Here is a 24,703-nt window from a genome sequence, read left to right on the forward strand (position 1 = left end):
ATCACTGGCCTTGTGCTTAACGCACACATTAATAATGTGCCCTGTGAGTTAAAATAGCATCTCACGACAGCGTTTTTTGTTACCTCGCATTAAAGTGCGCATAGGGGGCCGGGGAATCGTTCCCAAAGCGCTTGCTCTGAAGAAAAGGGCGCTGTAACATTTGTAATCTGTATTTATGGATAAATTACAAACACAAATTATGACGTCAATAATTAATCGAATCATTGAATTAGCGGGATGGATTGTCCTTGGGGTTTCAGTCGTGTTGCTCGGCATTGCCAGCCATATCGATAACTACCAGCCGCCGGAGCCTGTGACTGTCGCACAACAAAAGTAAGCCGTGTCGTCATAAAGCGTGACACATTACGTCATGGAACATATTGCCAGCCGTAATGAACGGGGTTACCCTTCTCTTTCAGGCATCTCCTGATGCCTGATTCTTCGCAAAGAAAACTCCTAATTTCGTCGCGTTACCCGAGTGGACAGTTTACGTCTTTATTAATCCGTTTATTATTCGAACGCATTACCTTTATGGGTATTACCCTTTTATATGGAAACTTATTAATATGACAGTTCAGGACTATTTATTAAAATTTCGCAAGATCAATTCCCTTGAAAGCCTGGAAAAACTGTTTGACCATCTGAACTACACGCTGTCGGATAATCAGGACATCATCAATATGTACCGCGCTGCTGACCATCGTCGCGCCGAACTGGTCTCTGGCGGTCGTCTGTTCAATGTGGGGGAAGTGCCTAAATCCGTATGGCGTTACGTTGTATAAGAAAGTAGCCTTCGGCGTGAAATGTTATATACTCTCCGCCCTGCAAATTTCTGTATAACATTTCGCGCAGACTATGGGAGAGCGTATGACCGCATTGCCTGGAGAGAGAATTGGGGGCTGGTTAATCGCCCCGCTGGCATGGCTGCTGGTGGCATTATTAAGCGCTTCACTGGCGCTGTTGCTTTACACCACCGCACTGGTTACGCCTCATGCAATCCAGACACTGATGTCCCAGAGTGCGCTCAATATTGCGACGTGGTTTGTGTCGTTCGTTTTCGCGATCGCGATGTGGTACTACACGCTGTGGCTGACTATCGCCTTCTTCAAACGCCGCAAAAGCGTGCCAAAGCATTACATTATCTGGCTGCTGGTCTCCGTGCTGCTGGCTGTCAAAGCGTTCGCTTTCTCGCCTGTGTCTGACGCGCTGGCGGTTCGCCAGTTACTGTTTCCGCTACTGGCGACGGCGCTTCTGGTCCCTTACTTCAAGCGTTCGACGCGCGTTAAAAAGACCTTTGTCAACCCGTAATAACCTTACAGTTAACCTGTTGTGGCCTGTTGTCGTTTATCCGATAATAGGCGGCTATTTTATTTCAGGCTAAATAATGACCGATTACTTACTGCTCTTTGTCGGAACTGTGCTGGTGAATAACTTCGTACTGGTGAAGTTCCTTGGCCTGTGCCCGTTTATGGGCGTCTCCAAAAAGCTGGAGACGGCAATGGGCATGGGGCTGGCAACCACCTTCGTGATGACGATGGCCTCCATTTGCGCATGGCTGATTGATACCTGGATCCTGATCCCGCTCGACATGCTCTACCTGCGCACTTTGGCCTTTATTCTGGTCATTGCGGTCGTGGTGCAATTTACCGAAATGGTGGTGCGGAAAACCAGCCCTGCCCTGTATCGCCTGTTGGGTATTTTTCTGCCCCTCATCACCACTAACTGTGCGGTGCTGGGCGTGGCGCTACTGAATATCAACCTTGGGCATAATTTCCTGCAATCGGCGCTGTATGGTTTTTCCGCCGCGGTCGGTTTTTCTTTTGTTATGGTCCTGTTCGCCTCGATTCGCGAGCGTCTGGCCGCGGCGGATATTCCCGCGCCGTTTCGCGGTAACGCCATCGCTCTGGTGACCGCAGGTTTAATGTCTCTGGCCTTTATGGGCTTTAGTGGTCTGGTGAAGTTGTAATGAGTGCTATCTGGATTGCCATCGCGTCCATCAGCGTGCTGGGACTCGTCTTTGGCATCATTCTGGGTTACGCCTCCCGCCGGTTTGCGGTGGAGGACGATCCGGTGGTTGAAAAAATTGATGAACTTTTACCCCAGAGCCAGTGCGGGCAGTGCGGCTACCCTGGCTGCCGCCCTTACGCTGAGGCGGTGGGCGTGCAGGGAGAAAAGATCAACCGCTGCGCGCCGGGTGGCGAAGCGGTCATGCTTAAAATAGCTGCCCTGCTGAACGTCGATCCCCAGCCTGTCGACGGCGATGAACAGGCCCAGGAGCCTGTTCGTGCCCTTGCTGTTATCGACGAAGCCAACTGCATTGGCTGCACAAAATGTATTCAGGCGTGTCCTGTTGACGCCATTGTGGGCGCAACGCGCGCGATGCATACCGTTGTGGCGGATCTGTGCACCGGCTGTAATCTCTGCGTGGCGCCCTGCCCGACGCAGTGTATAGAACTACGCCCGGTTGAAACGACTACCGAAAACTGGAAGTGGGACCTTCAGACCATTCCGGTTCGCAATATTCCTGTGGAACAACATGCTTAAGTTATTTTCTGCCTTCAGAAAAGAGAAGATCTGGGATTTCGACGGCGGCATTCATCCGCCTGAGATGAAATCGCAGTCTAACGGCACGCCGCTGCGCCAGATCCCGCTGGCGACCCGTTACGTTATGCCCCTGAAACAGCATATCGGCGCGGAAGGCGAATTGTGCGTGAAAGAAGGCGATAGCGTTCTTCGCGGCCAGCCGCTGACCTTTGGTCGCGGACGGATGTTGCCGATACATGCCCCGACTTCCGGTAAGGTGGTGGCTGTTGCCCCCCATACCGTTGCCCATCCGTCGGCGTTGTCTGAGCTGAGCGTGATCATTGAAGCCGATGGTGAAGACCGCTGGATCGAGCGTGACGGCTGGAGCGACTACCGTTCCCACAGCCGTGAAGCGCTGATTCAACGCATTCATCAGTTCGGCGTGGCGGGTCTGGGGGGCGCAGGCTTCCCGACCGGCGCTAAGCTTCACGGCGGCGGCGATAAAATCGAAACGCTGATCATCAACGCCGCCGAGTGCGAACCGTACATCACCGCCGATGACCGTCTGATGCAGGACTGTGCCGCGCAGGTGGTGGAAGGTATTCGCATTCTTGCGCATATCCTGCAACCCCGCGAAGTGCTGATCGGTATTGAGGACAATAAACCGCAGGCCATTTCGATGCTGCGTGCGGTACTGGCGGACAGCCATGATATCGCCCTGCGCGTGATCCCGACCAAATATCCGTCCGGTGGGGCAAAACAGCTGACGCAGATCCTGACCGGAAAACAGGTCCCCCACGGAGGCCGTTCGTCCGACATCGGCGTGCTGATGCAAAACGTGGGGACTGCCTACGCGGTGAAACGTGCGGTGATTGACGGCGAGCCATTGACCGAGCGCGTCGTCACGCTGACCGGCGAGTCCGTCTCCCGTCCCGGCAACATCTGGGCGCGTCTGGGTACGCCGGTGCGTCATCTGCTGGAACAGGCTGGCTTCTGCCCGGGTAGCGATCAACTGGTCATTATGGGCGGCCCGCTGATGGGCTTTACCCTGCCGTGGCTTGATGTGCCGGTGGTGAAGATTACCAACTGCCTGCTCGCCCCTTCCCTGACGGAGATGGGCGAAACGCAGGAAGAGAAAGGTTGCATACGCTGTAGCGCCTGTGCGGACGCATGCCCGGCAGATTTACTGCCGCAGCAGTTGTATTGGTACAGCAAAGGCCAGCTGCACGATAAAGCCCAGGCGCATAACCTGGCTGACTGTATTGAATGCGGTGCCTGCGCCTGGGTCTGCCCAAGCAATATTCCGCTGGTGCAGTATTTCCGTCAGGAGAAAGCTGAAATCTACGCCATCTCCATGGAAGAAAAACGTGCCGCTGAAGCGAAGGCCCGCTTTGAAGCGCGCCAGGCGCGACTGGAGCGCGAGAAACAAGCCCGTCAGGAACGCCATAAGCAGGCTGCCGTGCAGCCTGCGGCGAAAGATCAGGATGCCATTAACGCAGCCCTGGCCCGCGTACGCGAGAAGAAAGCCACCGCCGCCCAGACGGTTGTGATCGCTCCGGGAGAAAAACCGGACAACAGCGAAGCGATTGCAGCCCGCGAAGCGCGGAAAGCCGAAGCACGCGCGCGTCAGGCGGAGAAAGCGCAAAACGCCAAACCGGAAGCCGACATCGACCCGCGTAAAGCGGCGGTGGAAGCGGCTATTGCCAGGGCAAAAGCCCGCAAAGCCGGTCAGCAGACAGTGGTGGTTGAACAGGAAGCGACGGATCCGCGCAAGGCGGCCGTTGAAGCCGCTATCGCCCGCGCCAAAGCACGTAAAGCGGCACAGCTACAACCTGCCGAAGAGAGTGAAGCCCCTGTCGATCCGCGTAAAGCCGCCGTTGAAGCGGCCATCGCCCGTGCCAAAGCACGAAAAGCGGCACAGCAGGACGAACTGCCTGCGGCCGCTAATGACGATCCACGCAAAGCCGCAGTCGCCGCCGCGATTGCGCGCGTTCAGGCAAAGAAAGCCGCGCAGCAAGCCGTTAACGAGGATTAAATGGTTTTCAGAATTGCAAGTTCCCCTTATACCCATAACCAGCGCCAGACATCGCGTATTATGATGCTGGTGTGCCTGGCCGCGCTGCCAGGTATTGCCGTACAGTGTTGGTTTTTCGGCTGGGGTACGCTTTTCCAGTTAGTTCTGGGTTGCGCCAGTGCCGTCGCAGCGGAAGCCGCGATCCTGAAGCTGCGCAAAATGGAGGTGACTCGCATCCTGAGCGATAACTCCGCCCTGTTGACCGGCCTGTTGCTGGCCATCAGCATTCCCCCGTTCGCCCCGTGGTGGATGGTGGTATTGGGAACGGTGTTTGCGGTGATCATCGCCAAGCAGCTGTACGGCGGGCTGGGCCATAACCCGTTTAACCCGGCGATGATTGGCTACGTAGTACTGCTGATCTCCTTCCCGGTACAGATGACCAGCTGGCTGCCGCCGCATGAGATCGCCGCCACGGTGCCCGGCTTTATGGATGCCCTGCACGTTATCTTTACCGGCCACACCGCGCTGGGCGCAGATATGAACGCGCTTCGCATGGGCGTGGACGGCATCAGTCAGGCCACTCCGCTCGATACCTTCAAAACCTCCCTGCGTGCCGGACAAAGCGTGGAGCAGGTGATGAAATCGTCTATTTACAGCGGCGTACTGGCAGGTGCTGGCTGGCAGTGGGTCAATCTGGCCTACCTGTTGGGTGGCGTGTTCCTGCTGCAACAGAAGGCGATCCGCTGGCATATTCCGGTGAGCTTCCTGGTGACGCTGGCCGTCTGCTCGACGCTCGGCTGGGTTATCTCACCTGAGTCACTGGCCAGCCCGCAGCTCCATCTGCTCTCCGGCGCGACCATGCTCGGGGCATTCTTTATTCTGACCGATCCGGTCACCGCCTCTACCACCAACCGTGGTCGTCTGATTTTCGGCGCGCTGGCAGGTTTGCTGGTCTGGCTTATTCGCAGCTTTGGCGGCTATCCGGACGGCGTGGCATTTGCCGTGCTGCTGGCTAACATCACCGTTCCGCTCATCGACTACTACACGCGTCCACGCGTGTACGGTCATCGCTAAGGGTCGCGCCATGCTAAAGACAATGCAAAAACACGGCGTCACGCTGGCGATCTTCGCCGCCGCCCTCACCGGGCTGACCGCGCTGGTAAATGAACTGACGAAAACCACCATTGCAGAGCAGGCAATGAAGCAGCAAAAAGCGCTGTTCGATCAGGTGATCCCATCCGATCTCTACGATAATGACCTGCAAAAAAGCTGCTTTGTCGTGCAGGCTCCGCAGCTTGGTAAAGGACCCCATCGCGTTTATATTGCCCGCAAGGGAGATAACCCCGTGGGCGCCGTCATGGAAGCCACCGCGCCGGACGGTTACTCCGGTGCGATTCAGCTGCTGGTGGGCAGCGATTTTTCCGGCACCGTACTGGGTACGCGCGTGACGGAGCATCACGAAACGCCGGGCCTTGGCGACAAAATTGAAACACGCTTAAGCGACTGGATCTTACACTTCGCCGGAAAGATGATTCATGGCGAGGACGATCCTGCTTTCGCGGTGAAAAAAGATGGCGGCGAATTTGACCAGTTCACGGGCGCCACGATTACTCCGCGCGCGGTGGTCAACGCCGTAAAGCGCGCCGGGCTGTATGCCGAAACGCTGCCCGCGCAGATCAATCATCTTTCCACCTGTGAGGAGTGACCATGAGCCAGGTTAAAGAGGTTATCGTCCAGGGTCTCTGGAAGAACAACTCCGCGCTGGTGCAGCTGCTGGGGCTATGTCCGCTGCTGGCGGTGACGTCTACCGCCACCAACGCGCTCGGGCTGGGGCTGGCGACCACGCTGGTGCTGACCCTGACTAACTTTTCCATTTCTGTTTTGCGCCGCTGGACGCCGTCAGAAATCCGTATTCCGATTTATGTCATGATCATTGCGTCGGTGGTCAGCGTCGTGCAAATGCTGATTAACGCTTACGCATTTGGCCTGTACCAGTCGCTCGGGATCTTCATTCCGCTTATCGTGACTAACTGTATTGTCGTAGGCCGCGCTGAAGCCTTCGCCGTGAAAAACAATCCGGCCATATCCGCGCTGGATGGGTTTTCCATCGGCATGGGCGCGACTGCCGCCATGTTCGTCCTCGGCTCTCTGCGTGAAATTTTGGGCAACGGTACGCTCTTCGACGGTGCGGACGCGCTGCTTGGCGGCTGGGCGAAGTCGCTGCGTATTGAGGTGTTCCATACGGACACCCCGTTTCTGCTGGCCATGCTACCTCCTGGCGCCTTCATTGGCCTTGGGATGATGCTGGCGTTAAAATACCTGATTGATGAAAAACGTAAACGCCGCGCCGCTGAACGCAGCGTACAGGAAGGGATCCCCGAGAAAGCAGTATGAATAAAGAGAAACGCATTGCGATCCTGACGCGCCTGCGCGATGAGAATCCTCATCCAACGACAGAGCTGAACTTTAACTCGCCGTTTGAACTGTTGATCGCGGTGCTGCTCTCTGCACAGGCGACGGACGTGAGCGTCAATAAAGCCACGGCCCTGCTCTACCCTGTCGCCAATACGCCGCAGGCCATGCTGGAGCTGGGCGTTGAAGGTGTGAAATCCTATATCAAGACCATTGGCCTGTTTAACAGCAAGGCCGAAAACGTCATTAAGACCTGCCGGATCCTGCTGGAGAAGCACGGCGGTGAAGTCCCTGAAGATCGCGCCGCGCTGGAAGCGTTGCCGGGCGTCGGGCGTAAAACGGCAAATGTGGTGCTGAACACGGCGTTTGGCTGGCCGACCATCGCCGTGGATACCCATATCTTCCGCGTCTCAAATCGCACCCGTTTCGCGCCGGGTAAAAACGTGGAAGAGGTTGAAGAGAAGCTGTTAAAAGTCGTTCCTGCGGAATTTAAGGTGGACTGCCACCACTGGCTGATCCTGCACGGACGGTATACCTGTATTGCCCGTAAGCCACGCTGCGGTTCCTGCATTATCGAAGATCTCTGCGAATACAAAGAAAAAGTCTATCCCTGAGCGTAAACCACCTTACTTCTTACCTGTTCAAGCCCTTAGAATTAACAAGGGCTCTGATATCTTCTCGATTGACCATAAATTGCCCTCTCTTTCTCCTTTACGCATTGTCGATTCTTCGGTCATTTAACACTCAAACAGGTTAATAGTTTTTTCATCACCAAAAATTTCTATACATCTGTGATCGCGATCACTCTGATAACCTGATGTTGGATTTTTGTTGTTAAAACCCGCCCAACCCCTTTGTCAGACAAGATTTCGTCTATTCAACACCGCACATAAGACCAGTCATTTTTCAGAACATGGGCTATATCACTGCCAATCACCCGAAATAGCAGAACATATCGCCATACAGCCATTAAACAGGGTCGCTCACAGTCAAAAAAACCACTAATTTTCAACCAATGAAATTTAAAGCTGCATAACATTTGCGTGAACCGATGATTATACCGCCAGAGTTATATGTAACAGATTATTACAAACGTATTGCCAGATGGGGCTGGATAGTGAACATTACCCGCCGTTTCCCCTCCCAATATAACTATAAAGCGGATGTACTACGGTCATCACGCTATGAACACCCCCGTTAATATGGGATGTAAAAAAAGAGGTATATGTGTCTACTGCAAACAATAAACCAACAGATGAGAGCGTAAGTCTTAACGCTTTCAAACAGCCTAAAGCGTTCTATCTCATTTTCTCTATCGAATTATGGGAACGTTTTGGCTACTACGGCCTGCAAGGGATCATGGCGGTTTACCTGGTTAAACAGCTGGGTATGTCTGAAGCCGATTCCATCACGCTATTCTCTTCCTTCAGCGCCCTGGTGTATGGCCTCGTCGCTATCGGCGGCTGGTTAGGCGATAAAGTCCTCGGTACTAAACGAGTCATTATGCTGGGCGCCGTTGTTCTGGCGATTGGCTATGGGCTGGTTGCCTGGTCCGGGCACGATGCAGGTGTGGTTTACATGGGCATGGCTACCATCGCGGTAGGTAACGGCCTCTTCAAGGCGAACCCATCTTCCCTGCTCTCTACCTGCTACAGCAAAGATGACCCACGTCTGGACGGTGCATTTACCATGTACTACATGTCCATCAACATCGGCTCCTTCTTCTCTATGCTGGCAACCCCATGGCTGGCCGCAAAATTCGGCTGGAGCGTAGCGTTTGCGCTGAGCTTCGTGGGTATGCTGATCACCGTTGTGAACTTCCTGTTTTGCCGTAGCTGGGTTAAAGACTATGGTTCAAAACCAGACTTCGAACCCGTGCACATGGGCAAACTGCTGGCAACCATCGTCGGCATCGTGATCCTGGCCGCTGTCGCCACCTGGCTGCTGCATAACCAGGGCGTTGCACGTGCCGTACTGGGCGTGGTTGCGCTGGGTATCGTGATTATCTTCGCGAAAGAAGCCTTCGCGATGCAGGGTGCGGCACGTCGTAAGATGATTGTGGCGTTCATTCTGATGCTGGAAGCAATCATCTTCTTCGTTCTGTACAGCCAGATGCCAACGTCTCTGAACTTCTTCGCTATCCGCAACGTTGAGCACTCCATCCTCGGTATCGCGTTCGAGCCGGAGCAGTATCAGGCCCTGAACCCGTTCTGGATCATGATTGGTAGCCCGATTCTGGCCGCTATCTATAACAAGATGGGCGACCGTCTGCCTATGCCGCACAAATTCGCTATCGGTATGGTGCTGTGCTCTGGCGCATTCCTGGTGCTGCCGCTGGGGACGAAATTCGCGACCGACGCGGGTATCGTTTCTGTTAACTGGCTGATCCTGAGCTATGCGCTGCAATCCATCGGTGAACTGATGATCTCCGGTCTGGGCCTGGCGATGGTTGCGCAGCTGGTCCCTCAGCGTCTGATGGGCTTCATCATGGGTAGCTGGTTCCTGACTACCGCTGGCGCGGCCATCATCGCAGGTAAGATTGCGAACCTGATGGCGGTACCAGACAACGTTACCGACCCGCTGGTTTCCCTGAATGTCTACGGCACCGTGTTCATGCAAATTGGTATCGCAACCGCCGTGATTGCCGTACTGATGCTGCTGACCGCACCTAAACTGAATCGTATGACGCAGGACGACGACAAATCCGCTAAAGCGATTAAAACCGCGAACGCGTAATGTCATCGGGAAACGACTGAACAGAAGCCGCTATTTGATTAGCGGCTTTTTTTTTATCCGAACGCGCACTAACATAGCTGGAACCTCAGCAAAAAGGAGTTACCGATGAAACTGTTCTATAAACCGGGCGCCTGCTCTCTTGCTTCCCATATTACGCTTCGCGAGAGCGGTAAAGATTTCACGCTGGACGGCGTTGACCTGATGAAAAAGCGCCTGGAAAACGGGGATGACTTTTTTGCGATTAACCCAAAAGGGCAGGTTCCGGCCCTGCTGCTGGATGATGGCACCCTGCTGACCGAAGGGGTGGCGATTATGCAATTCCTGGCGGACAACGTACCGGATCGTCAGCTCCTTGCCCCCACCGGCAGCATTGCGCGTTATAAAACGCTGGAGTGGCTGAACTATATTGCCACCGAACTGCACAAAGGCTTTACGCCCCTGTTCCGCCCGGACACGCCAGAAGAGTACAAACCTACCGTGCGCGCGCTGCTGGAGAAAAAGTTGCAGTACGTTAACGACGCGCTGAAAGACGACCAGTGGATCTGTGGCTCGCGTTTCACTATCGCCGATGCCTATCTGTTTACCGTTCTGCGCTGGGCGCGCGCGGTTAAGTTGAACATGGAAGGATTAGACCATGTCGCATCGTATATGACGCGCGTGGCGGAGCGTCCTGCGGTGGCGGCGGCGCTGAAAGCGGAAGGGTTGAATTAACGGAGCGGCCTGGGGAGCCGGGTGGCGCTGACGCTTACCCGGCCTACAAATTCCGTAGGCCCGTGCAAGCGCAGCGCCGCCGGGCAGTGTCTATAGCTGCGTTGCGCTAAAATAGTGCTCCGGCTTCGCGATGCGATCCTGTGCCGCGACGACCTGGAGCTCATATTCCTGCATCGTCTTCGTCGCAATCATGATTTCATAAACGGCTGCGGTTACGTGCTCCAGCGCATCGCGCAGGCTCGCGCCCTGCAATAGTTTCACCAGCAGCAAACCGCTGGTCACGTCCCCGACCCCGACAGGCTGACGTGTACCGAAATCCACTAGCGGTCGACTGATATGCCAGGCTTCATCCTTCGTCACCAGCAGCTTCTCAAAACGGTCCTGGCTCAACCCTGCGCGTGCCAGGTGTTTCACCAGTACAATCTCTGGCCCCTGGGCGATCAGCTCGCGAGAGGCGCTTACAGCCTCTTCTACGCTGTTAACCGGATGCTCGCTGAGGATCTCCAGTTCAATCAGGTTGGGGGCAATAATATCGCTGGCGGGCAATGCATGACGGACATGAAACTCCGCAACGCCCGGCGCTACGATGCAGCCTTTTTCCGGATGTCCCATCACCGGATCGCAGAAATATTTCGCCGCGGGGTTTGCCGCTTTCACCTGGCGCACAATGCCGAGGATGTGCTCCCCCTGTTCCGCCGATCCCAGATAGCCGCTCAGTACGGCATCGCAGCGTTTAAGCTGGTCGATATCCGCAATCCCCTGAACGATTTCCGTCAGATGCGACGGCGGCATCACGCAGCCGGTCCATTTACCGTACTGGGTGTGATTCGAAAACTGGACGGTATTGAGGGGCCAGACGTTAACGCCGAGGCGGCGCATCGGGAATTCCGCAGCGCTGTTGCCAGCATGTCCAAACACAACGTGGGACTGAATGGCGAGGATGTTCTTCATGTTGTACTTACCAAACCCTGTCAAAACAAAAGGGGCGTGGTTTCCCACGCCCCTGCATACTTTTAATTACTTCCAGCAGACCAGGCAGTAATTTTTCTTACCGCGACGCAGCAGCGTGTAGCGACCATAGAGACGGTCGTTCTCGGTAAAGGTATATTCCGGATCGGCCTGTTTTTCGCCATTAATGGTGATCGCGTTAGAGGCGATGGTTTTACGCGCCTGACCGCGAGACGGCTGGAGCTCGGAGTCCACCAGCGCCTGCATCAGATCGGCGCCTTTTTCCATCTCCACCATCGGTACGCCATCCTGCGCCAGCTGTTCGAAATCCGCTTCGCTTAAATCGCTCAGGGTCCCGTTGAACAGGCTCGCCGTAATGCGTTTCGCCGCCGCCAAACCTTCTTCGCCGTGAACCAGTTTGGTTACTTCGTCCGCCAGCACGTACTGGGCGCGTGGTGCTTTACCGCTGTTCTTGTCTTCTTCTTCCAGCGCATTGATTTCTTCGATATTCATAAAGGTGAAGAACTTCAGGAAGCGATAAACGTCGGCATCCGCCGTGTTGATCCAGAACTGGTAGAATTTATACGGGCTGGTTTTCTTCGGATCCAGCCATACCGCGCCGCCTTCGGTCTTACCGAACTTGGTACCGTCTGCTTTGGTGATCAACGGCACGGTCAGACCAAACACCTGATTCTGGTGGAGGCGACGGGTCAGATCGATACCGGAGGTGATGTTACCCCACTGGTCGGAACCGCCAATTTGCAGAGATACGCCGTGCAGCTTGTTCAGGCAGGCGAAGTCATACCCCTGCAACAGGTTGTAGGAGAACTCGGTGAAAGAGATACCTTGGTCGTCACGGTTAAGACGCTGCTTCACTGCTTCTTTGTTAATCATCTGGTTAACAGAGAAGTGTTTGCCGATGTCACGCAGGAACGTCAGCACGTTCATGCCACCAAACCAGTCGTAGTTGTTCGCCGCAATCGCAGAGTTCTCACCGCAGTCGAAATCCAGGAACGGTGCAACCTGTTTACGGATCTTATCCACCCACTCCTGCACGGTATCTTCGGTATTCAGCTTACGCTCAGCGGCTTTGAAACTTGGGTCGCCAATCAGACCGGTCGCGCCGCCAACCAGAGCGACAGGCTTATGGCCGGCCATCTGGAAGCGTTTCAGGCATAACAATGGAACAAGATGCCCCAAATGCAAGCTGTCAGCGGTGGGATCGAAGCCGCAATAGAGCGCGATCGGGCCTTGCGCCAGTCGCTCTGCTAACGCTTCCTCGTCCGTCACCTGGGCCACGAGGCCCCGCTCTTGCAATTGTTTAATCAAGTTACTGCTTGCCATCAAATTCTCCATGTATAAACGACTGCACCTTTGCCGGTACACGACTTTTCGCCTGATGCGAAAGGACCATAGAATAAAGCGCCAGCGCGGTGTGCGCTAGCGCTTAAATCAACAAATTTTGGGGATTACGGTGCCAGTCTGTCGATTTTCCAGCCACCGTTGTCGCGCTGGTATAAAAAGCGGTCGTGGAGACGGTGTTCACCGCCCTGCCAGAATTCCATCTGCTCAATGGGGATGCGGAACCCACCCCAGAAACTCGGCAGCGGTACTTCACCCTGCTGAAACTTCTGTTTGAGTTCGAGGAATTTACTCTCCAGCACGCCGCGGGCTGAGATTCGGCTGGACTGTTTAGAGACCCAGGCACCGATCTGACTGTCGCGCGGGCGGCTGTGGAAATATTTCACCACTTCGAGCGTAGAGAGGCGCTCCGCCTTGCCGGTAACCATCACCTGGCGCTCAAGCATATGCCACGGGAAGAGCAGGCTAATACGCGGATTATTTTCAAGGTGATGCGCTTTACGACTGCCCAGGTTGGTGTAGAACACCAGCCCTTTCTCGTCATAATGCTTGAGAAGAACGATGCGTTGATACGGCTGACCATTTTCATCAACCGTGGCAACGACCATCGCCGTCGGGTCGGCCAGTTTCGCTTCGCAGGCCTGCTTCAGCCAGCGTTCAAAAAGCACCAGCGGTTCGGCGGGAAGATCCTGGCGGCGCAAACCGCCTTTGGTGTATTCACGGCGCAGATGCGCAATTTGCTGTAGTTCGTCGTTATCTGACATGGCGTTAGCTGAAAGTGAGATTGGGTGGCGCTATTGTGCGCGCCCCCTTCAAAAATCTCAACGCTTCGGATTTTGAAGCTGACAATTGTTCAGCACAATGCGGTCACGCTTGTAGACGGTGGCGCTGTCGCCTTTTGACCAGAAGACGTAGATCCCGTCTGAGTAGCGCGCACCGGAGGCCGACATTCCCTGCTTCAGCGTCAACAACTTATTGTCATAAACAAAGCTGGCTTCCTGACGCGGGTTGTTCAGCTTCACCGTCAGCGGTTTTTCATCACAACGATATTCCAGCGTATCGGTTTGCATACGCTCAACGAACTGGTTATAGACGCTGCATCCGGTCATAAGAAAAGGTACAGCAATGAGAAGAAGTTTTTTCATGGGCAGATTCCGAAGACTATCCTGGTCCTGGAGGGCCTAACCGCCCTCCTGTTTTTCCCTATTTTACGGGTTACGCCTCCCGCTGAATTTCAGTTAACTCTGATTATGGCGCGGGTTTGCGGGGAAAATGGCCCCGAGGACGCTCGCCTCCCGCGCACCGGTTACGGAGGGTAAATTACCCGGCAGACCGGCAACCGTACGCCAGGCAAGCCAGGCGAAGGCCAGCGCTTCCATATCGTCTCCGCTGATCCCGGCTTCATCAGTGGTCGTGACTTCGGTGCCCGGCAGCAAGGCGGCGAGGCGTGCCATCACCAGCGGGTTTCGGCTTCCGCCTCCGCATACCAGCAAGCGCTCACACCCGCCGCTCAGCAACACCTGTTCAGAGATCGACACCGCGGTGAGCTCCGTCAGCGTAGCCTGAACATCCTGAGGCGCAAGGCCGGGGAAGCGCGCCAGCTGACGTTCAAGCCAGCCGTAGTTGAAATATTCCCGCCCCGTGCTTTTTGGCGCAGGCAGAGCAAAGAAAGGATCGCTTAACAGGGTTTGCAGCAAGGGAAGGATCACTTTCCCCTGGCTGGCCCACTGCGCGTCTTTGTCATAGGCTTTACCGCTCTGACGCCAAATCCAGGCATCCATCAGCATATTACCGGGTCCGGTATCGTACCCCCGCACGGGCTGCCCGGGAATAAGCATCGACAGGTTGGCGATCCCGCCGATGTTCAGGACCATCCTGCGCTCTACCGGGTGCGCCAGCAGCGCCTGATGAAATGCCGGAACCAGCGGCGCCCCCTGCCCGCCGAGGGCCATATCACGACGACGGAAATCACCCACCACCGTTACGCCGGTTTTTGCCACAATCTGGTTGTTATCGCCAATTTGCATCGTGTGCGGCGCCTCGCCGACAGGTTCATGCCAGACGGTCTGCCCATGGCAGCCTATTGCCACGATGTCCTGCGGGTGGAGTCTTTCCTGCTGCATCAGGGCCAGTACCGCATCAGCAAACAGCGCCCCCAGACGCACATCCAGTTGGCCCAGTTGGGAAAGCGTCAGCTGTTGCCCCTGGCAGATGTTCAGGATCTCTTCTTTTAACGAGACCGGAATTGGCCAGGTCAGGCTTGCCTGCTGCGCCACCATGTTTTCATCAATGGCGGCCAGAACGACATCCACACCGTCAAGACTGGTACCAGACATCACACCGATATAGCGACCCGATTTCATGCGCTTTCCTTACGTTACATGGGCTAAGTGCAAACACTCCATCATAAATAACGCGGCTTTGCTATGCGGTGATAATAATTTTTAACAATCTCAGACCTGTAGCACAGGCGATGTTTGTTTATGTCCCGTTAAGCCCTGTTCAGGTAAAATTTATTTATTCGGCATGCAAAGATATGAACTGTGGTCAGGAATGCCATATAATTTAGCCATAACGGATGCCCCAACCGGGCGTTTTTTGGTGAACAGGAGAGTCAAATGATTTTACGTGTACTGGGCGTTTCGCTGATTGGTTTAACACTGGCGGGTTGTGTGAATGACAGTTCACTCTCCGGCGACGTATATAGTGCTTCTGAAGCTAAACAGGTACAGAACGTGACATACGGTACTATCGTTAATGCCCGTCCTGTTCAGATTCAGGGTGGCGATGACACGAACGTGGTGGGCGCAATCGGCGGTGCTGTGCTGGGTGGTTTCCTGGGTAATACCATTGGCGGCGGCACCGGACGTTCTCTGGCGACCGCAGCGGGCGCAGTTGCAGGCGGCGTAGCGGGTCAGGGCGTTCAGGGTGCGATGAACAAAACTCAGGGCGTTGAGCTGGAAATCCGCAAAGACGATGGCAGCACTATTATGGTTGTGCAGAAACAGGGTAACACCCGCTTCTCTGCTGGCCAGCGTGTTGTTCTTGCAAGCAACGGCAGCCAGGTCACCGTCTCCCCGCGTTAATATCCTGATGGATGTGGTCTTTCAGACCGCATCCATTTACCAAAATCATCATTTCCAATAATATATTGGCACAATATATTCACATGGTGAATTATTCATTTCACCCGTTCTTGTCCGTGCGCAAAGTATTTTTTATTTCCCTCGCTTAGACTCTTCGCAATCTCTTTTTCCTTTTTTAATTTTTAAATTCTCTATGCTTGCGATCTGTCGATTTGTAAAGAACCGCTTTGTGGCCTTCGCGCTTGGGTGCATTGTTATCATTGCCGTATTACAAGGTTTTTTTATAAAACTTGTTGCATGGGTTCCTTCGTTTTCACCTTTGTTTTTCCCTACGCTGACGATATTTCTTCTGGTGTTCCATCTGTTTATTGCCTGTTTTATGGCAATGAAATACTGGTGCGACAAAAGGCGATTATATCTTGTTCCCATTGCCCTGGCCTTTGCCGGTTCGGCGTTACTGATGGTGGGGACACTGGCCAGCTTCCCGGCCTGGCTTGATCTCTATCAGTTCAACGAAGCGAACTATAACGACGCCATGATTTTCTACATGTTCCGCCACTTTTTAATGGCGGTGCTGATGATCGTCGCAGCATTACTGTATACCCTGCGCAATTCTGCGCTCTCACGAAGCGCCCATGTTGGTATCGTTGTCGGCGCCTCGCTCTTTACGGGCTGTATGCTTGGGCTGGCATTGTTCTATTCCAGCCATTCAACCCTGCTCACACTGGACCTGGTGGATAATGAAACCCGACAGTTTATGGTTCTCTGGAGCCAGGCGATCAATATCATTTTGATCGTCCTGTGGGTAGTAACGTTAATCACCCTGTTGGCCATTACCCGCGTGAGGAATTTGTTTTGGGTCGGCGGCAATTTTTTATGTGTCTGTTATATCGTCACTCTGCTCATGCTATTGTTAGGCGGACACGCTGAAGATATTTCATGGTACCGGGCACGGTTATTCGAAACTGTCGCTACGTTAATGATTATTTTCATCTTACTTTCCGACGTATTTAATTTGTATCGTGACTCGCATGTAAAATATCAGCAGTCTTATCAAAATTCCATCCGCGACCCCCTCACCCGTCTTTATAATCGCAGCTATTTCTATGATTCATTAAATCACGCGCTAAACACGGCCACGGTGACACATCCGGTGTCGGTGGTCGTGAGCGATCTTGACCGTTTTAAACGCATTAACGACTGCTACGGTCATTTGCAGGGGGATAGGGTTTTACAGTTTGTCTCAAACCTGTTGACCGATTCGGTGCGACCGCAGGATATCGCGGCGCGGATCGGCGGCGAAGAGTTTGTGCTCATGCTGACAAATACACCGTCCGATGTCGCGCATCAGGTTGCCGAACGTATTCGCCTCAAGTTGAGCGGGTTTGACAAGGCCAGCAGCGGTGGGCAGCTTCCGGAACCGATTACCATTAGTATGGGAGTATTCACCGCTACCTCGCCGGAAACCAGCGCTGAAACCTGTGTGGAAAGCGCGGATAAAGCCATGTACGAGGCAAAAGAGACGGGCCGCAACCGGGTGGTGGTGTTCAGAACATGACAAAGGCCTTGCACGAGCAAGGCCAGTGAACAACGTCAGTCGCGCGACTGTAAATCGTGGATGTTTTGCTCAAGACGGGCGATGAGTCCGATCAGCATCTCCAGCTCAGCGGGTGAAATACCGGCCAGGATCTCCCCTCGCGTTTTACTGATGACGGTTTCCATCTCAGTAATAATCGGGGCCGCTTTTTCCGTCAATTTGATCCGCTTGGCGCGACGGTCGCTGGCGCAGGTTTGTCGGGAGATGAGTCCCTTCTCTTCCAGCTGGTCAAGGGTACGCACCAGGGAAGGCTGTTCAATACCAATCGCTTTTGCCAATTGGATCTGTGACTGATCGGGCGGAAGCTGATGGATGTTGTGCAGCGTAACCCAGTGCGTCTGTGTGAGTTCCAGAGGTTTCAGGCGATGGTCAATCAGAGCACGCCAGATGCGTACCAACCTTGCCAGATCAGAACCTAATGGCGATTCCAATTTCATCTCCTTATAATTAGCTTGCTAAGTGATTATAGTGATTTTAGAATAGTTTGCAGTATTTGTATTGCCAAAACAAATGCAATCACGGTATTCATCATTCCTTAAAGGATGATTTACACTGAACGGTAATGCGCCATCGCATTGAAATCTGCCATTGTGGCCCTCATTCCACCGCAAAGGATCGCTGCTTGTGACGTTGTTTTCCTTCTCCGCAGGGTTGCCCCTCCAGGATCTGATTGTTGGCGCATCGGTCTACTTTCCGCCACTGTTTAAAGCCGTGATGGTCGGTTTTGTGATCTGGCTCATTGCGCATCGTCTGCTGCGCGACTGGATGTATTCCGGTGAAATCTGGCACCCGATGTTAATGGATCTCTCCCTGTTTACCCTCTCCGTCTGTCTTGGCCTTGCCGTGTTAACCGTGTGGTGAGAATAGCATTGAAAACGTTAAAATATTTTTCCACTCTTTTCGTCTTAGCGCTGGCGCTTATCGCCGGCTGGTGGCTCTGGAATTATTACATGCAGTCGCCCTGGACGCGTGACGGCAAGATCCGCGCAGAACAGGTCAGCATCACGCCACAGGTGTCCGGCAGTATCAGCGCGCTGCTGGTGAAGGACAACCAGTTCGTTCATGCGGGTGATGTGTTATTCCGCATCGACGAGACCCCTTTTCACATTGCGGTGCTCAATGCCCAGGCGCAGCTCGCAAAAGCTCAATCCGATCTGGCAAAAGCCAATAACGAAGCCGAACGTCGCCGACATCTGTCGAGGAATTACATCTCTGCGGAAGATCTCGATACCGCCAATATCAATGTAAAAGCCATGCAGGCCAGCCTGAAGGTTGCAGAGGCAACGCTGAAACAAGCCGAGTGGCAACTGACCCAGACCGTTGTCAAAGCTCCGGTGGATGGATGGATCACGAGCTTGTCGACCCGTGTGGGGGATTACGCCACCACAGGCCAGCCGGTCTTTGCCCTGGTCGACAGCCGCTCTTTCTATGTTGTAGGTTATTTTGAAGAGACCAAGCTGCGCCATATCCGCGAGGGAGCGCCTGCCCGAATCACGCTTTACAGCGGCGCAGAAACGTTACAGGGTCACGTTAGCAGCATAGGTCGGGCAATTTACGATCAGAGCGTGGAAACCGATTCTGGCCTGGTGCCCGACATCAAACCCAACGTACCGTGGGTGCGTCTGGCTCAGCGGGTGCCTGTTCGCGTCGAGTTTGATCAATTGCCGAAAGACATTACCCTGGTCTCTGGCACAACCTGCACCGTCGCCATCGGATCGCGATGATGAACCTGGGAGCTCTCTCCTGGCGCAATACGCCGTGGATAAAAGCGACACGGCCGCAGTGGCGTTACGCGCTGCGTAACGGCATCGCCATGTGCCTTGCGCTTACGGTTGCCTATTATCTGAATCTGGATGAGCCTTACTGGGCGATGACCTCTGCGGCGGTCGTCAGCTTCCCTACCGTCGGGGGCGTTATCAGTAAAAGCCTCGGGCGCGTGGCGGGTAGCCTGCTGGGGGCAACCGCCGCACTGCTTCTTGCCGGCCATACTCTGAACGATCCCTGGCTCTTTTTGTTAAGCATGTCGGCATGGCTGGGGCTGTGTACCTGGGCCTGCGCTCATTTTACCAATAACGTTGCCTATGCGTTTCAACTGGCGGGTTACACCGCGGCCATTATCGCCTTTCCGGTCGTCAACGTGCTGGATACCACCGAGCTGTGGGATATCGCCCAGGCACGCGTGTGTGAAGTGATGGTCGGCATTCTGTGCGGGGGCGTCATGATGATGATCCTGCCCAGTACCTCAGATGGCACTACGCTTATCACCGCCCTTAAAACGATGCACGCACGTTTGCTGGAACATGCCAGCCTGCTCTGGCAGCCTGACAGCAGCGATGACATCCGCCTCGCGCACGAAAAGGTCATCGGCCAGATCCTGACCATGAACCTGTTGCGCATCCAGGCTTTCTGGAGCCACTACCGTTTTCGTCGCCAGAACACGCTTCTGAACTATTTACTGCACCAGCAATTGCGGATGACGAGCGCGATCTCGAGCCTTCGTCGGATGTTGCTGAACTGGCCTGCACCGCCAGCCCATACCCGGGAGATTATCGAGGCGCTGCTCGCTGCCCTTGCGCGTTCGGATGCCGATATTTATACCGTGGCCCGCATTATCGCGCCGCTCGCCCCAGCGGATGAATATGACTACCGGCATCGCGCCTTCTGGCAGCGTCTGAACTATTTCTGCCGCCTGTATCTGCGCAGCAGCCGCTGGTTAAAAGCCGTCGAGAATGCCACGCCCGTCACCGAATTTTCCGTTCCCGGTAGTCCTGCTCTGGCGCGGCATACCGACGCAATGGAGGCGCTGTGGAGCGGTTTTCGTACGTTTTGCGCGTTGACGGCCGTAGGCGCATGGGCCATCACCACGCAATGGGATGCGGGCAGTGCGGCCCTGACGCTTGCGGCAATCAGCTGCGTGCTCTATTCCGTCGCCGCTTCCCCCTTTAACTCCCTGACGCTTCTGCTGCGTACGCTGGTGCTGCTGTCGCTGTTCAGCTTCGTGGTGAAATTTGGTTTGATGGTGCAGATAACCGACCTCTGGCAATTTCTGCTGTTTCTCTTCCCGCTATTAACCACCATGCAGTTGCTCAAACTGCAAATGCCTAAACTGGCCGGTCTGTGGGGTCAGTTAATTGTTTTTATGGGCTCATTTATCTCTGTAACGAATCCACCGGTTTACGATTACGCTGATTTTCTCAACGACAACCTGGCGAAGATCCTCGGCGTGGGGCTGGCGTGGCTGGCTTTCGCCGTGCTACGCCCGGGCTCGGACGCGCGTAAAAGCCGCAGGCATATTCGGGAGTTGCGCAGGGGTTTTGTCGATCAGCTGAGCCGCAGGCCGCATCTGCGCGAAAGCGAGTATGAATCGCTGGTTTACCATCATGTCAGCCAGCTGAACAACAGCCAGGATTCACTCTCCCGTCGCTGGCTACTGCGCTGGGGCGTGGTGCTGCTAAACTGTTCGCACGTGGTGTGGCAGCTGCGCGCCTGGGAGACGCGTTCCGATCCGCTGTCGCAGGTCCGTGATAACTGTATTTCCATGCTCCGCGATGTGATGAGCGAGCGCGGGGTGCAGCAGCGCCCCCTGAGCGTCACGCTCGCCGAGCTTCAGCGTATTTGCGACACGCTGGCGCACCATCATCAGCCTGCGGCCCGCGATCTGGCATCCATTATCTGGCGGCTGCACTGCTCCCTGTCACAGCTTGAACAGGCGCCGCCACCCGGAACGATTGGCGATCAGATCACCCCGCAGGCATAGCGCGCCCCGCCGCCGCCAAGCGCTTCAGGTTGATCGGACATGTTATCGCCGCCCACGTGGACCATCAGCGCCTTGCCTTTGACCTCGTCAAGCTTTTTGAGTCGTGGCGCCACAACCGGATCGGTGGCTTTACCATCGTTATTTACCACCAGCACCGGCAGATCGCCGAGGTGCCCCATCCCTTCCGGGCCTTCATGCTTACCGGAGTTCTGCGGGTCGAGATGCCCCCCTGCGGCTTCCGCAGCTGTTGGTTTCCCCTCTTTCATCGCGGGTTGACAGCTGCCTTTAGCATGAACGTGAAAACCATGTTCGCCGGGTGGAAGAGCCTTGAGATCGGGAGCAAATTCCAGCCCTTTATCGGTCTCGGTGATTTTCACCGTCCCGATGGACTGACCTACCCCCTGAGAAGTGACGAGATTCATTTCAACGTCCTCGCTGGCTGCCTGCGCCCCTGCGCAAACAACCAGCGTGACCATTGCCAGAGCAAAACGCTTCATATGACCTCCACGGGTTATTTTTTGCACCTTAAGTCTATACCAGAGGCGCAGATTTCACCGGAAAGTCAGGTTCAGGCGTGCTCAGGGTACGTCGTAGCCCAGCGCCGCCTTACGAATGCGGAACCACTGCTGACGCGTCATATCCAGCTCCTCAGCTACAAGCGCAGCGCGGACACGCTCAATTTTGCCGGAGCCAATAATTGGCAGCGGTTTAGACGGCAGGCGCAGGATCCAGGCGTAAACCACCTGCTCGATACTCTCCGCATTCAGTTCGCGCGCCACCGTTTCAAGCTCGTTACGCAGCGGCTGGAATGCCTCATCGTTAAACAGACGGCCGCCTCCCAGGCAAGACCATGCCATTGGACGGATGCGCAGCTGTTGCAGTTGGTCGAGCGTGCCATCCAGCAGCAGCGGCTGATGAACAGGCGAGATCTCCACCTGATTCGTCGCCAGCGTAAACGGCAGGCGAGACTGCAATAGCGCAAACTGTGCCGGGGTGAAGTTAGACACGCCAAAATGGCGCACTTTGCCGCTCTGGTGCAGCGTCAGGAAGGCTTCCGCGACCTCATCCGCATCCATCAACGGATCGGGACGGTGGATCAGCAGCAGGTCGATACGATCGGTGGCCAGGTTGACCAGTGACTGCTCGGCGCTTTTAACGATATGCGCGCTGTCAGTGATGTAATGTCCAAGCGCATGCTCCGGTTTTGCTGTGGTGGCAATACCGCATTTGGTCACAATCTCCATACGTTCACGCAGCGCTGGCGCTCGCTTCAGCGCTTCGCCAAAGGCGGCCTCGCACTGATAGCCGCCATAAATATCAGCGTGATCGACGGTGGTGATCCCAAGATCGAGATGCTCTTCTATAAAGTCCGCCAGCTGGACCGGAGACATATTCCAGTCCATGAGGCGCCAGTAGCCCATAACAAATCGGGAGAATTCCGGGCCCTGTGGGGCAAGGGTAATACGCTGAACCATAACATTTTCCTCAAGGAAGTCATGTCACCAGTATACGCAATTACCCTGCTAAAACAGTGAAGGTTGCTGAGGTTCTTCGGGTTCAACCGCTTTGTTTGCACGAATTTTACGCAGCAGACGCTGTCGGCAAAGCCGTAAGACCTCCTGCTTTTGCGCGTCGCTGAAATTTTGCCAGTTAAAACGTTCATCGCGCGTGCGCATGCAGCCACGACAGTATCCTCGTTCATCAACCTGGCAAATACCCCGGCACGGGCTCTGGACAGGGAAAAATTCCAGTTGCTCTGCCACACCTACCTCCAGAACGTCATTATTCCCTACAGTGAAGACCCTAAATGGCTTGCATGCAAGGATGTCTGCCACAAACAGGACATTAAGGTTTCGCTAATCTTCCATTCTTATACTCGCCGCATTGATATAACGAATGGTCTGCTTATCATGTGGTTCGCAAAAAAGTTACACTGTAACGATATAAAATTTACTCTGGGCTGTGCATTTTTCTTTACCGTACTGAATGCACTGTTTATCCAGCGCAGCTGGTCAATTATTGCGCCTGCGCATCTGCACGATGTCCTGTTTGCTGCCAGCGTGCCGCTGGTACTGTTCTGCGGCTGGGTGATTGTCTTCAGCCTGTTAAATATCCCCTATATTCGTAAGCCGCTCCTGATTGTCCTGACCCTGGGATGTGCCGCCGCGACCTGGTTTATGTATACCTATGGCGCGGTTATCGATCAGAACATGATTGTGAACGTGTTCGAGACTAATTCTCAGGAAGCGACAGCCCTGGTGACGCCGCAGATGATCCTGTGGCTGGTCGTAGCGGGTCTGGTTCCATCTGTTGTGTTAGCCCTGACGCGCATTCGCACCGGAAAATGGTGGTATGCCCTCCTGACGCGCTTCGCCGCTATGCTGGGTGCGCTGCTGGTGATCATCCTGGTCGCGTCAGTGTTCTATAAAGACTATGCTTCGCTGTTCCGCAATAACAAAAGCATCGTAAAAATGGTCACCCCGGCGAATTACGTGAGCGCCGTGGTGAAATACAGCAAAATGCGCTGGTTTGCCGGCGACCAGACGCTGGTCCGCATTGGCGAAGATGCTCATAAAGGCGCGCTGATTGCCAGCCAACGCAAAAAAACCGTGCTGGTTGTGGTGGTGGGCGAAGCCTCCCGCGCTGCAAACTACTCGTTAAATGGTTACCCGCGTGAAACCAACCCCGAGCTGAAAAAGCAGGATGTCATCAACTTCCCGCGGGCCTCCTCCTGTGGCACGGAAACCGCTGTTTCCGTCCCCTGCATGTTCTCCGGCATGACGCGGAAAAAATATGACGCGGACCTCGCCCATCATCAGGAAGGTCTGCTTGATGTGCTTAACCACGCCGGGTTCAACCTGCTGTGGCGCGACAACGACGGCGGATGTAAAGGCGCCTGCGACCGCGTGCCGCACACGGACATGACCCAGTGGAAACTGGATCAGTTCTGTAAGGACAAATCCTGTATCGACGACGTTAACCTGTACCGCCTGGACAACGTGCTGGATGGAATAAAGCAGGATACGGTTCTGGTTATTCACCTGATGGGCAGCCACGGTCCGGCCTATTACAAACGCTACCCGGACAGCTTCCGCAAGTTCACCCCAACCTGCGATACCAATGAAATTCAGGATTGCGATCATCAGTCGCTGATCAATACCTATGACAACACGATTCTGTATACCGACAGCGTCGTCAGCCGAACCATCGACGCACTGAAAGCCCGGCAGGCCAACATGAACACGGCGCTCATTTACCTCTCCGATCACGGTGAATCGCTGGGCGAAAGCGGAATTTACCTGCACGGTACGCCGTATATGCTGGCCCCGGAGCAGCAAACGCATATTCCTTTTATGTTCTGGCTCTCCCCGGATTATGCGAAAAACTTCGGCGTAAACACGGATTGCCTGCGTGACCATGCCGCAAAAGAGGCGGTTTCACAGGACAATTTATTCGCCACCGTTCTGGGCATGATGGACGTGAAATCAGCGGTTTATCAGCCGCAGCTGGATATTCTGTCACAGTGTCGTCGCCAAGCGGGCTTGCATTAGACCGAA

The 24,703-nt window shown here is 54.7% G+C and carries 27 protein-coding genes; 18 read left to right on the forward strand and 9 right to left on the reverse strand.

The genetic code is table 11. From position 1 onward, the window contains the following. The first annotated feature begins 211 nt into the window (after positions 1 to 211). From blr to gstA, 12 genes are all read left to right on the forward strand, one after another. Positions 212 to 337 (forward strand): division septum protein Blr, encoded by a 126-nt coding sequence (blr, locus tag CU081_RS17855; protein WP_151884424.1) that lies wholly within the window; start codon positions 212 to 214, stop codon positions 335 to 337. Between the two features lie 229 nt (positions 338 to 566). Beyond that, positions 567 to 782 (forward strand): transcription modulator YdgT, encoded by a 216-nt coding sequence (ydgT, locus tag CU081_RS17860; protein ID WP_000217941.1) that lies wholly within the window; start codon positions 567 to 569, stop codon positions 780 to 782. Between the two features lie 85 nt (positions 783 to 867). Then, positions 868 to 1,308, forward strand: coding sequence for a DUF2569 domain-containing protein (locus CU081_RS17865; RefSeq protein ID WP_015570663.1), 441 nt, complete (start codon positions 868 to 870; stop codon positions 1,306 to 1,308). 76 nt (positions 1,309 to 1,384) lie between these two features. Then, entirely contained in the window at positions 1,385 to 1,966 is a 582-nt protein-coding gene (gene rsxA / locus CU081_RS17870) for an electron transport complex subunit RsxA (RefSeq protein WP_003857582.1), read from the forward strand. Then, positions 1,966 to 2,544, forward strand: coding sequence for an electron transport complex subunit RsxB (gene rsxB / locus CU081_RS17875; RefSeq protein ID WP_003857583.1), 579 nt, complete (start codon positions 1,966 to 1,968; stop codon positions 2,542 to 2,544). Before rsxA ends, rsxB begins: the two co-directional genes overlap by 1 nt. Further along, a complete protein-coding gene (rsxC, locus tag CU081_RS17880; protein WP_022650947.1) occupies positions 2,537 to 4,558 on the forward strand; it encodes an electron transport complex subunit RsxC in 2,022 nt (673 codons plus the stop codon). The genes rsxB and rsxC overlap by 8 nt, the downstream gene beginning before the upstream one ends. Then, positions 4,559 to 5,611, forward strand: coding sequence for an electron transport complex subunit RsxD (rsxD, locus tag CU081_RS17885; protein ID WP_022650946.1), 1,053 nt, complete (start codon positions 4,559 to 4,561; stop codon positions 5,609 to 5,611). A gap of 10 nt (positions 5,612 to 5,621) precedes the next feature. Next, positions 5,622 to 6,242, forward strand: coding sequence for an electron transport complex subunit RsxG (gene rsxG / locus CU081_RS17890; RefSeq protein ID WP_003857590.1), 621 nt, complete (start codon positions 5,622 to 5,624; stop codon positions 6,240 to 6,242). A gap of 2 nt (positions 6,243 to 6,244) precedes the next feature. Then, positions 6,245 to 6,931: an electron transport complex subunit E gene (locus CU081_RS17895; protein ID WP_003857592.1), complete on the forward strand. Its 687-nt coding sequence runs from the start codon at positions 6,245 to 6,247 to the stop codon at positions 6,929 to 6,931. Continuing rightward, positions 6,928 to 7,563: an endonuclease III gene (nth, locus tag CU081_RS17900; RefSeq protein ID WP_003857594.1), complete on the forward strand. Its 636-nt coding sequence runs from the start codon at positions 6,928 to 6,930 to the stop codon at positions 7,561 to 7,563. The genes CU081_RS17895 and nth overlap by 4 nt, the downstream gene beginning before the upstream one ends. Positions 7,564 to 8,176: 613 nt before the next feature. Further along, the gene (gene dtpA, locus CU081_RS17905; RefSeq protein ID WP_003857596.1) at positions 8,177 to 9,685 is read left to right on the forward strand and encodes a dipeptide/tripeptide permease DtpA; all 1,509 of its coding nucleotides are present in this window, start codon (positions 8,177 to 8,179) and stop codon (positions 9,683 to 9,685) included. 105 nt (positions 9,686 to 9,790) lie between these two features. Next, the gene (gene gstA, locus CU081_RS17910; RefSeq protein ID WP_003857598.1) at positions 9,791 to 10,396 is read left to right on the forward strand and encodes a glutathione transferase GstA; all 606 of its coding nucleotides are present in this window, start codon (positions 9,791 to 9,793) and stop codon (positions 10,394 to 10,396) included. A gap of 90 nt (positions 10,397 to 10,486) precedes the next feature. Here the strand turns inward: gstA and pdxY are convergent, their stop codons facing one another. The 5 genes from pdxY to anmK form a co-directional block, all read right to left on the reverse strand. Next, a complete protein-coding gene (gene pdxY, locus CU081_RS17915) occupies positions 10,487 to 11,347 on the reverse strand; it encodes a pyridoxal kinase PdxY (protein WP_003857599.1) in 861 nt (286 codons plus the stop codon). A 66-nt stretch (positions 11,348 to 11,413) separates the two neighbouring features. After that, positions 11,414 to 12,688: a tyrosine--tRNA ligase gene (gene tyrS, locus CU081_RS17920; RefSeq protein ID WP_022650945.1), complete on the reverse strand. Its 1,275-nt coding sequence runs from the start codon at positions 12,686 to 12,688 to the stop codon at positions 11,414 to 11,416. A gap of 125 nt (positions 12,689 to 12,813) precedes the next feature. Continuing rightward, positions 12,814 to 13,470 carry a pyridoxamine 5'-phosphate oxidase gene (gene pdxH / locus CU081_RS17925; RefSeq protein ID WP_003857601.1) on the reverse strand — a complete coding sequence of 219 codons (657 nt, stop codon included), beginning with the start codon at positions 13,468 to 13,470 and terminating at the stop codon, positions 12,814 to 12,816. 57 nt (positions 13,471 to 13,527) lie between these two features. After that, positions 13,528 to 13,851: a C-type lysozyme inhibitor gene (gene mliC / locus CU081_RS17930; RefSeq protein ID WP_003857602.1), complete on the reverse strand. Its 324-nt coding sequence runs from the start codon at positions 13,849 to 13,851 to the stop codon at positions 13,528 to 13,530. Between the two features lie 93 nt (positions 13,852 to 13,944). After that, a complete protein-coding gene (gene anmK / locus CU081_RS17935) occupies positions 13,945 to 15,069 on the reverse strand; it encodes an anhydro-N-acetylmuramic acid kinase (protein WP_022650944.1) in 1,125 nt (374 codons plus the stop codon). A 255-nt stretch (positions 15,070 to 15,324) separates the two neighbouring features. Between anmK and slyB the strand changes: the two genes are divergently transcribed. Together slyB and CU081_RS17945 are read left to right on the forward strand one after the other, a co-directional pair. Next, positions 15,325 to 15,792 carry an outer membrane lipoprotein SlyB gene (slyB, locus tag CU081_RS17940; protein ID WP_003857604.1) on the forward strand — a complete coding sequence of 156 codons (468 nt, stop codon included), beginning with the start codon at positions 15,325 to 15,327 and terminating at the stop codon, positions 15,790 to 15,792. A gap of 193 nt (positions 15,793 to 15,985) precedes the next feature. Then, positions 15,986 to 17,350, forward strand: a complete 1,365-nt coding sequence (locus CU081_RS17945) for a GGDEF domain-containing protein (protein ID WP_022650943.1) — start codon at positions 15,986 to 15,988, stop codon at positions 17,348 to 17,350. Between the two features lie 35 nt (positions 17,351 to 17,385). Here CU081_RS17945 and slyA read toward each other — a convergent pair whose 3' ends face one another. Continuing rightward, positions 17,386 to 17,826: a transcriptional regulator SlyA gene (slyA, locus tag CU081_RS17950; protein ID WP_006808997.1), complete on the reverse strand. Its 441-nt coding sequence runs from the start codon at positions 17,824 to 17,826 to the stop codon at positions 17,386 to 17,388. 187 nt (positions 17,827 to 18,013) lie between these two features. Between slyA and CU081_RS17955 the strand changes: the two genes are divergently transcribed. The 3 genes from CU081_RS17955 to CU081_RS17965 are packed head-to-tail and all read left to right on the forward strand — an operon-like array spanning position 18,014 to position 21,146. Continuing rightward, complete coding sequence (locus CU081_RS17955) at positions 18,014 to 18,250, forward strand: DUF1656 domain-containing protein (RefSeq protein ID WP_003857607.1); 237 nt, start codon at positions 18,014 to 18,016, stop codon at positions 18,248 to 18,250. A 2-nt stretch (positions 18,251 to 18,252) separates the two neighbouring features. After that, complete coding sequence (locus tag CU081_RS17960) at positions 18,253 to 19,113, forward strand: efflux RND transporter periplasmic adaptor subunit (RefSeq protein ID WP_032610212.1); 861 nt, start codon at positions 18,253 to 18,255, stop codon at positions 19,111 to 19,113. Then, positions 19,113 to 21,146: an FUSC family protein gene (locus CU081_RS17965; RefSeq protein ID WP_003857609.1), complete on the forward strand. Its 2,034-nt coding sequence runs from the start codon at positions 19,113 to 19,115 to the stop codon at positions 21,144 to 21,146. The genes CU081_RS17960 and CU081_RS17965 overlap by 1 nt, the downstream gene beginning before the upstream one ends. On the opposite strand, the gene sodC is transcribed toward CU081_RS17965, so the two are convergent. The 3 genes from sodC to CU081_RS17980 form a co-directional block, all read right to left on the reverse strand. Continuing rightward, positions 21,125 to 21,643, reverse strand: a complete 519-nt coding sequence (gene sodC, locus CU081_RS17970) for a superoxide dismutase [Cu-Zn] SodC (protein ID WP_003857610.1) — start codon at positions 21,641 to 21,643, stop codon at positions 21,125 to 21,127. The genes CU081_RS17965 and sodC overlap by 22 nt on opposite strands. Before the next feature lie 81 nt (positions 21,644 to 21,724). After that, positions 21,725 to 22,621: an aldo/keto reductase gene (locus tag CU081_RS17975; RefSeq protein ID WP_003857612.1), complete on the reverse strand. Its 897-nt coding sequence runs from the start codon at positions 22,619 to 22,621 to the stop codon at positions 21,725 to 21,727. A 48-nt stretch (positions 22,622 to 22,669) separates the two neighbouring features. Next, positions 22,670 to 22,909 carry a DUF1289 domain-containing protein gene (locus CU081_RS17980; RefSeq protein ID WP_003857614.1) on the reverse strand — a complete coding sequence of 80 codons (240 nt, stop codon included), beginning with the start codon at positions 22,907 to 22,909 and terminating at the stop codon, positions 22,670 to 22,672. Between the two features lie 147 nt (positions 22,910 to 23,056). Between CU081_RS17980 and eptA the strand changes: the two genes are divergently transcribed. Next, the gene (gene eptA / locus CU081_RS17985) at positions 23,057 to 24,697 is read left to right on the forward strand and encodes a phosphoethanolamine transferase EptA (RefSeq protein ID WP_032645825.1); all 1,641 of its coding nucleotides are present in this window, start codon (positions 23,057 to 23,059) and stop codon (positions 24,695 to 24,697) included. Positions 24,698 to 24,703 lie beyond the last annotated feature (6 nt).

This window comes from Enterobacter sp. CRENT-193, assembly GCF_002787395.1.
Lineage (GTDB): Bacteria > Pseudomonadota > Gammaproteobacteria > Enterobacterales > Enterobacteriaceae > Enterobacter > Enterobacter hormaechei_C.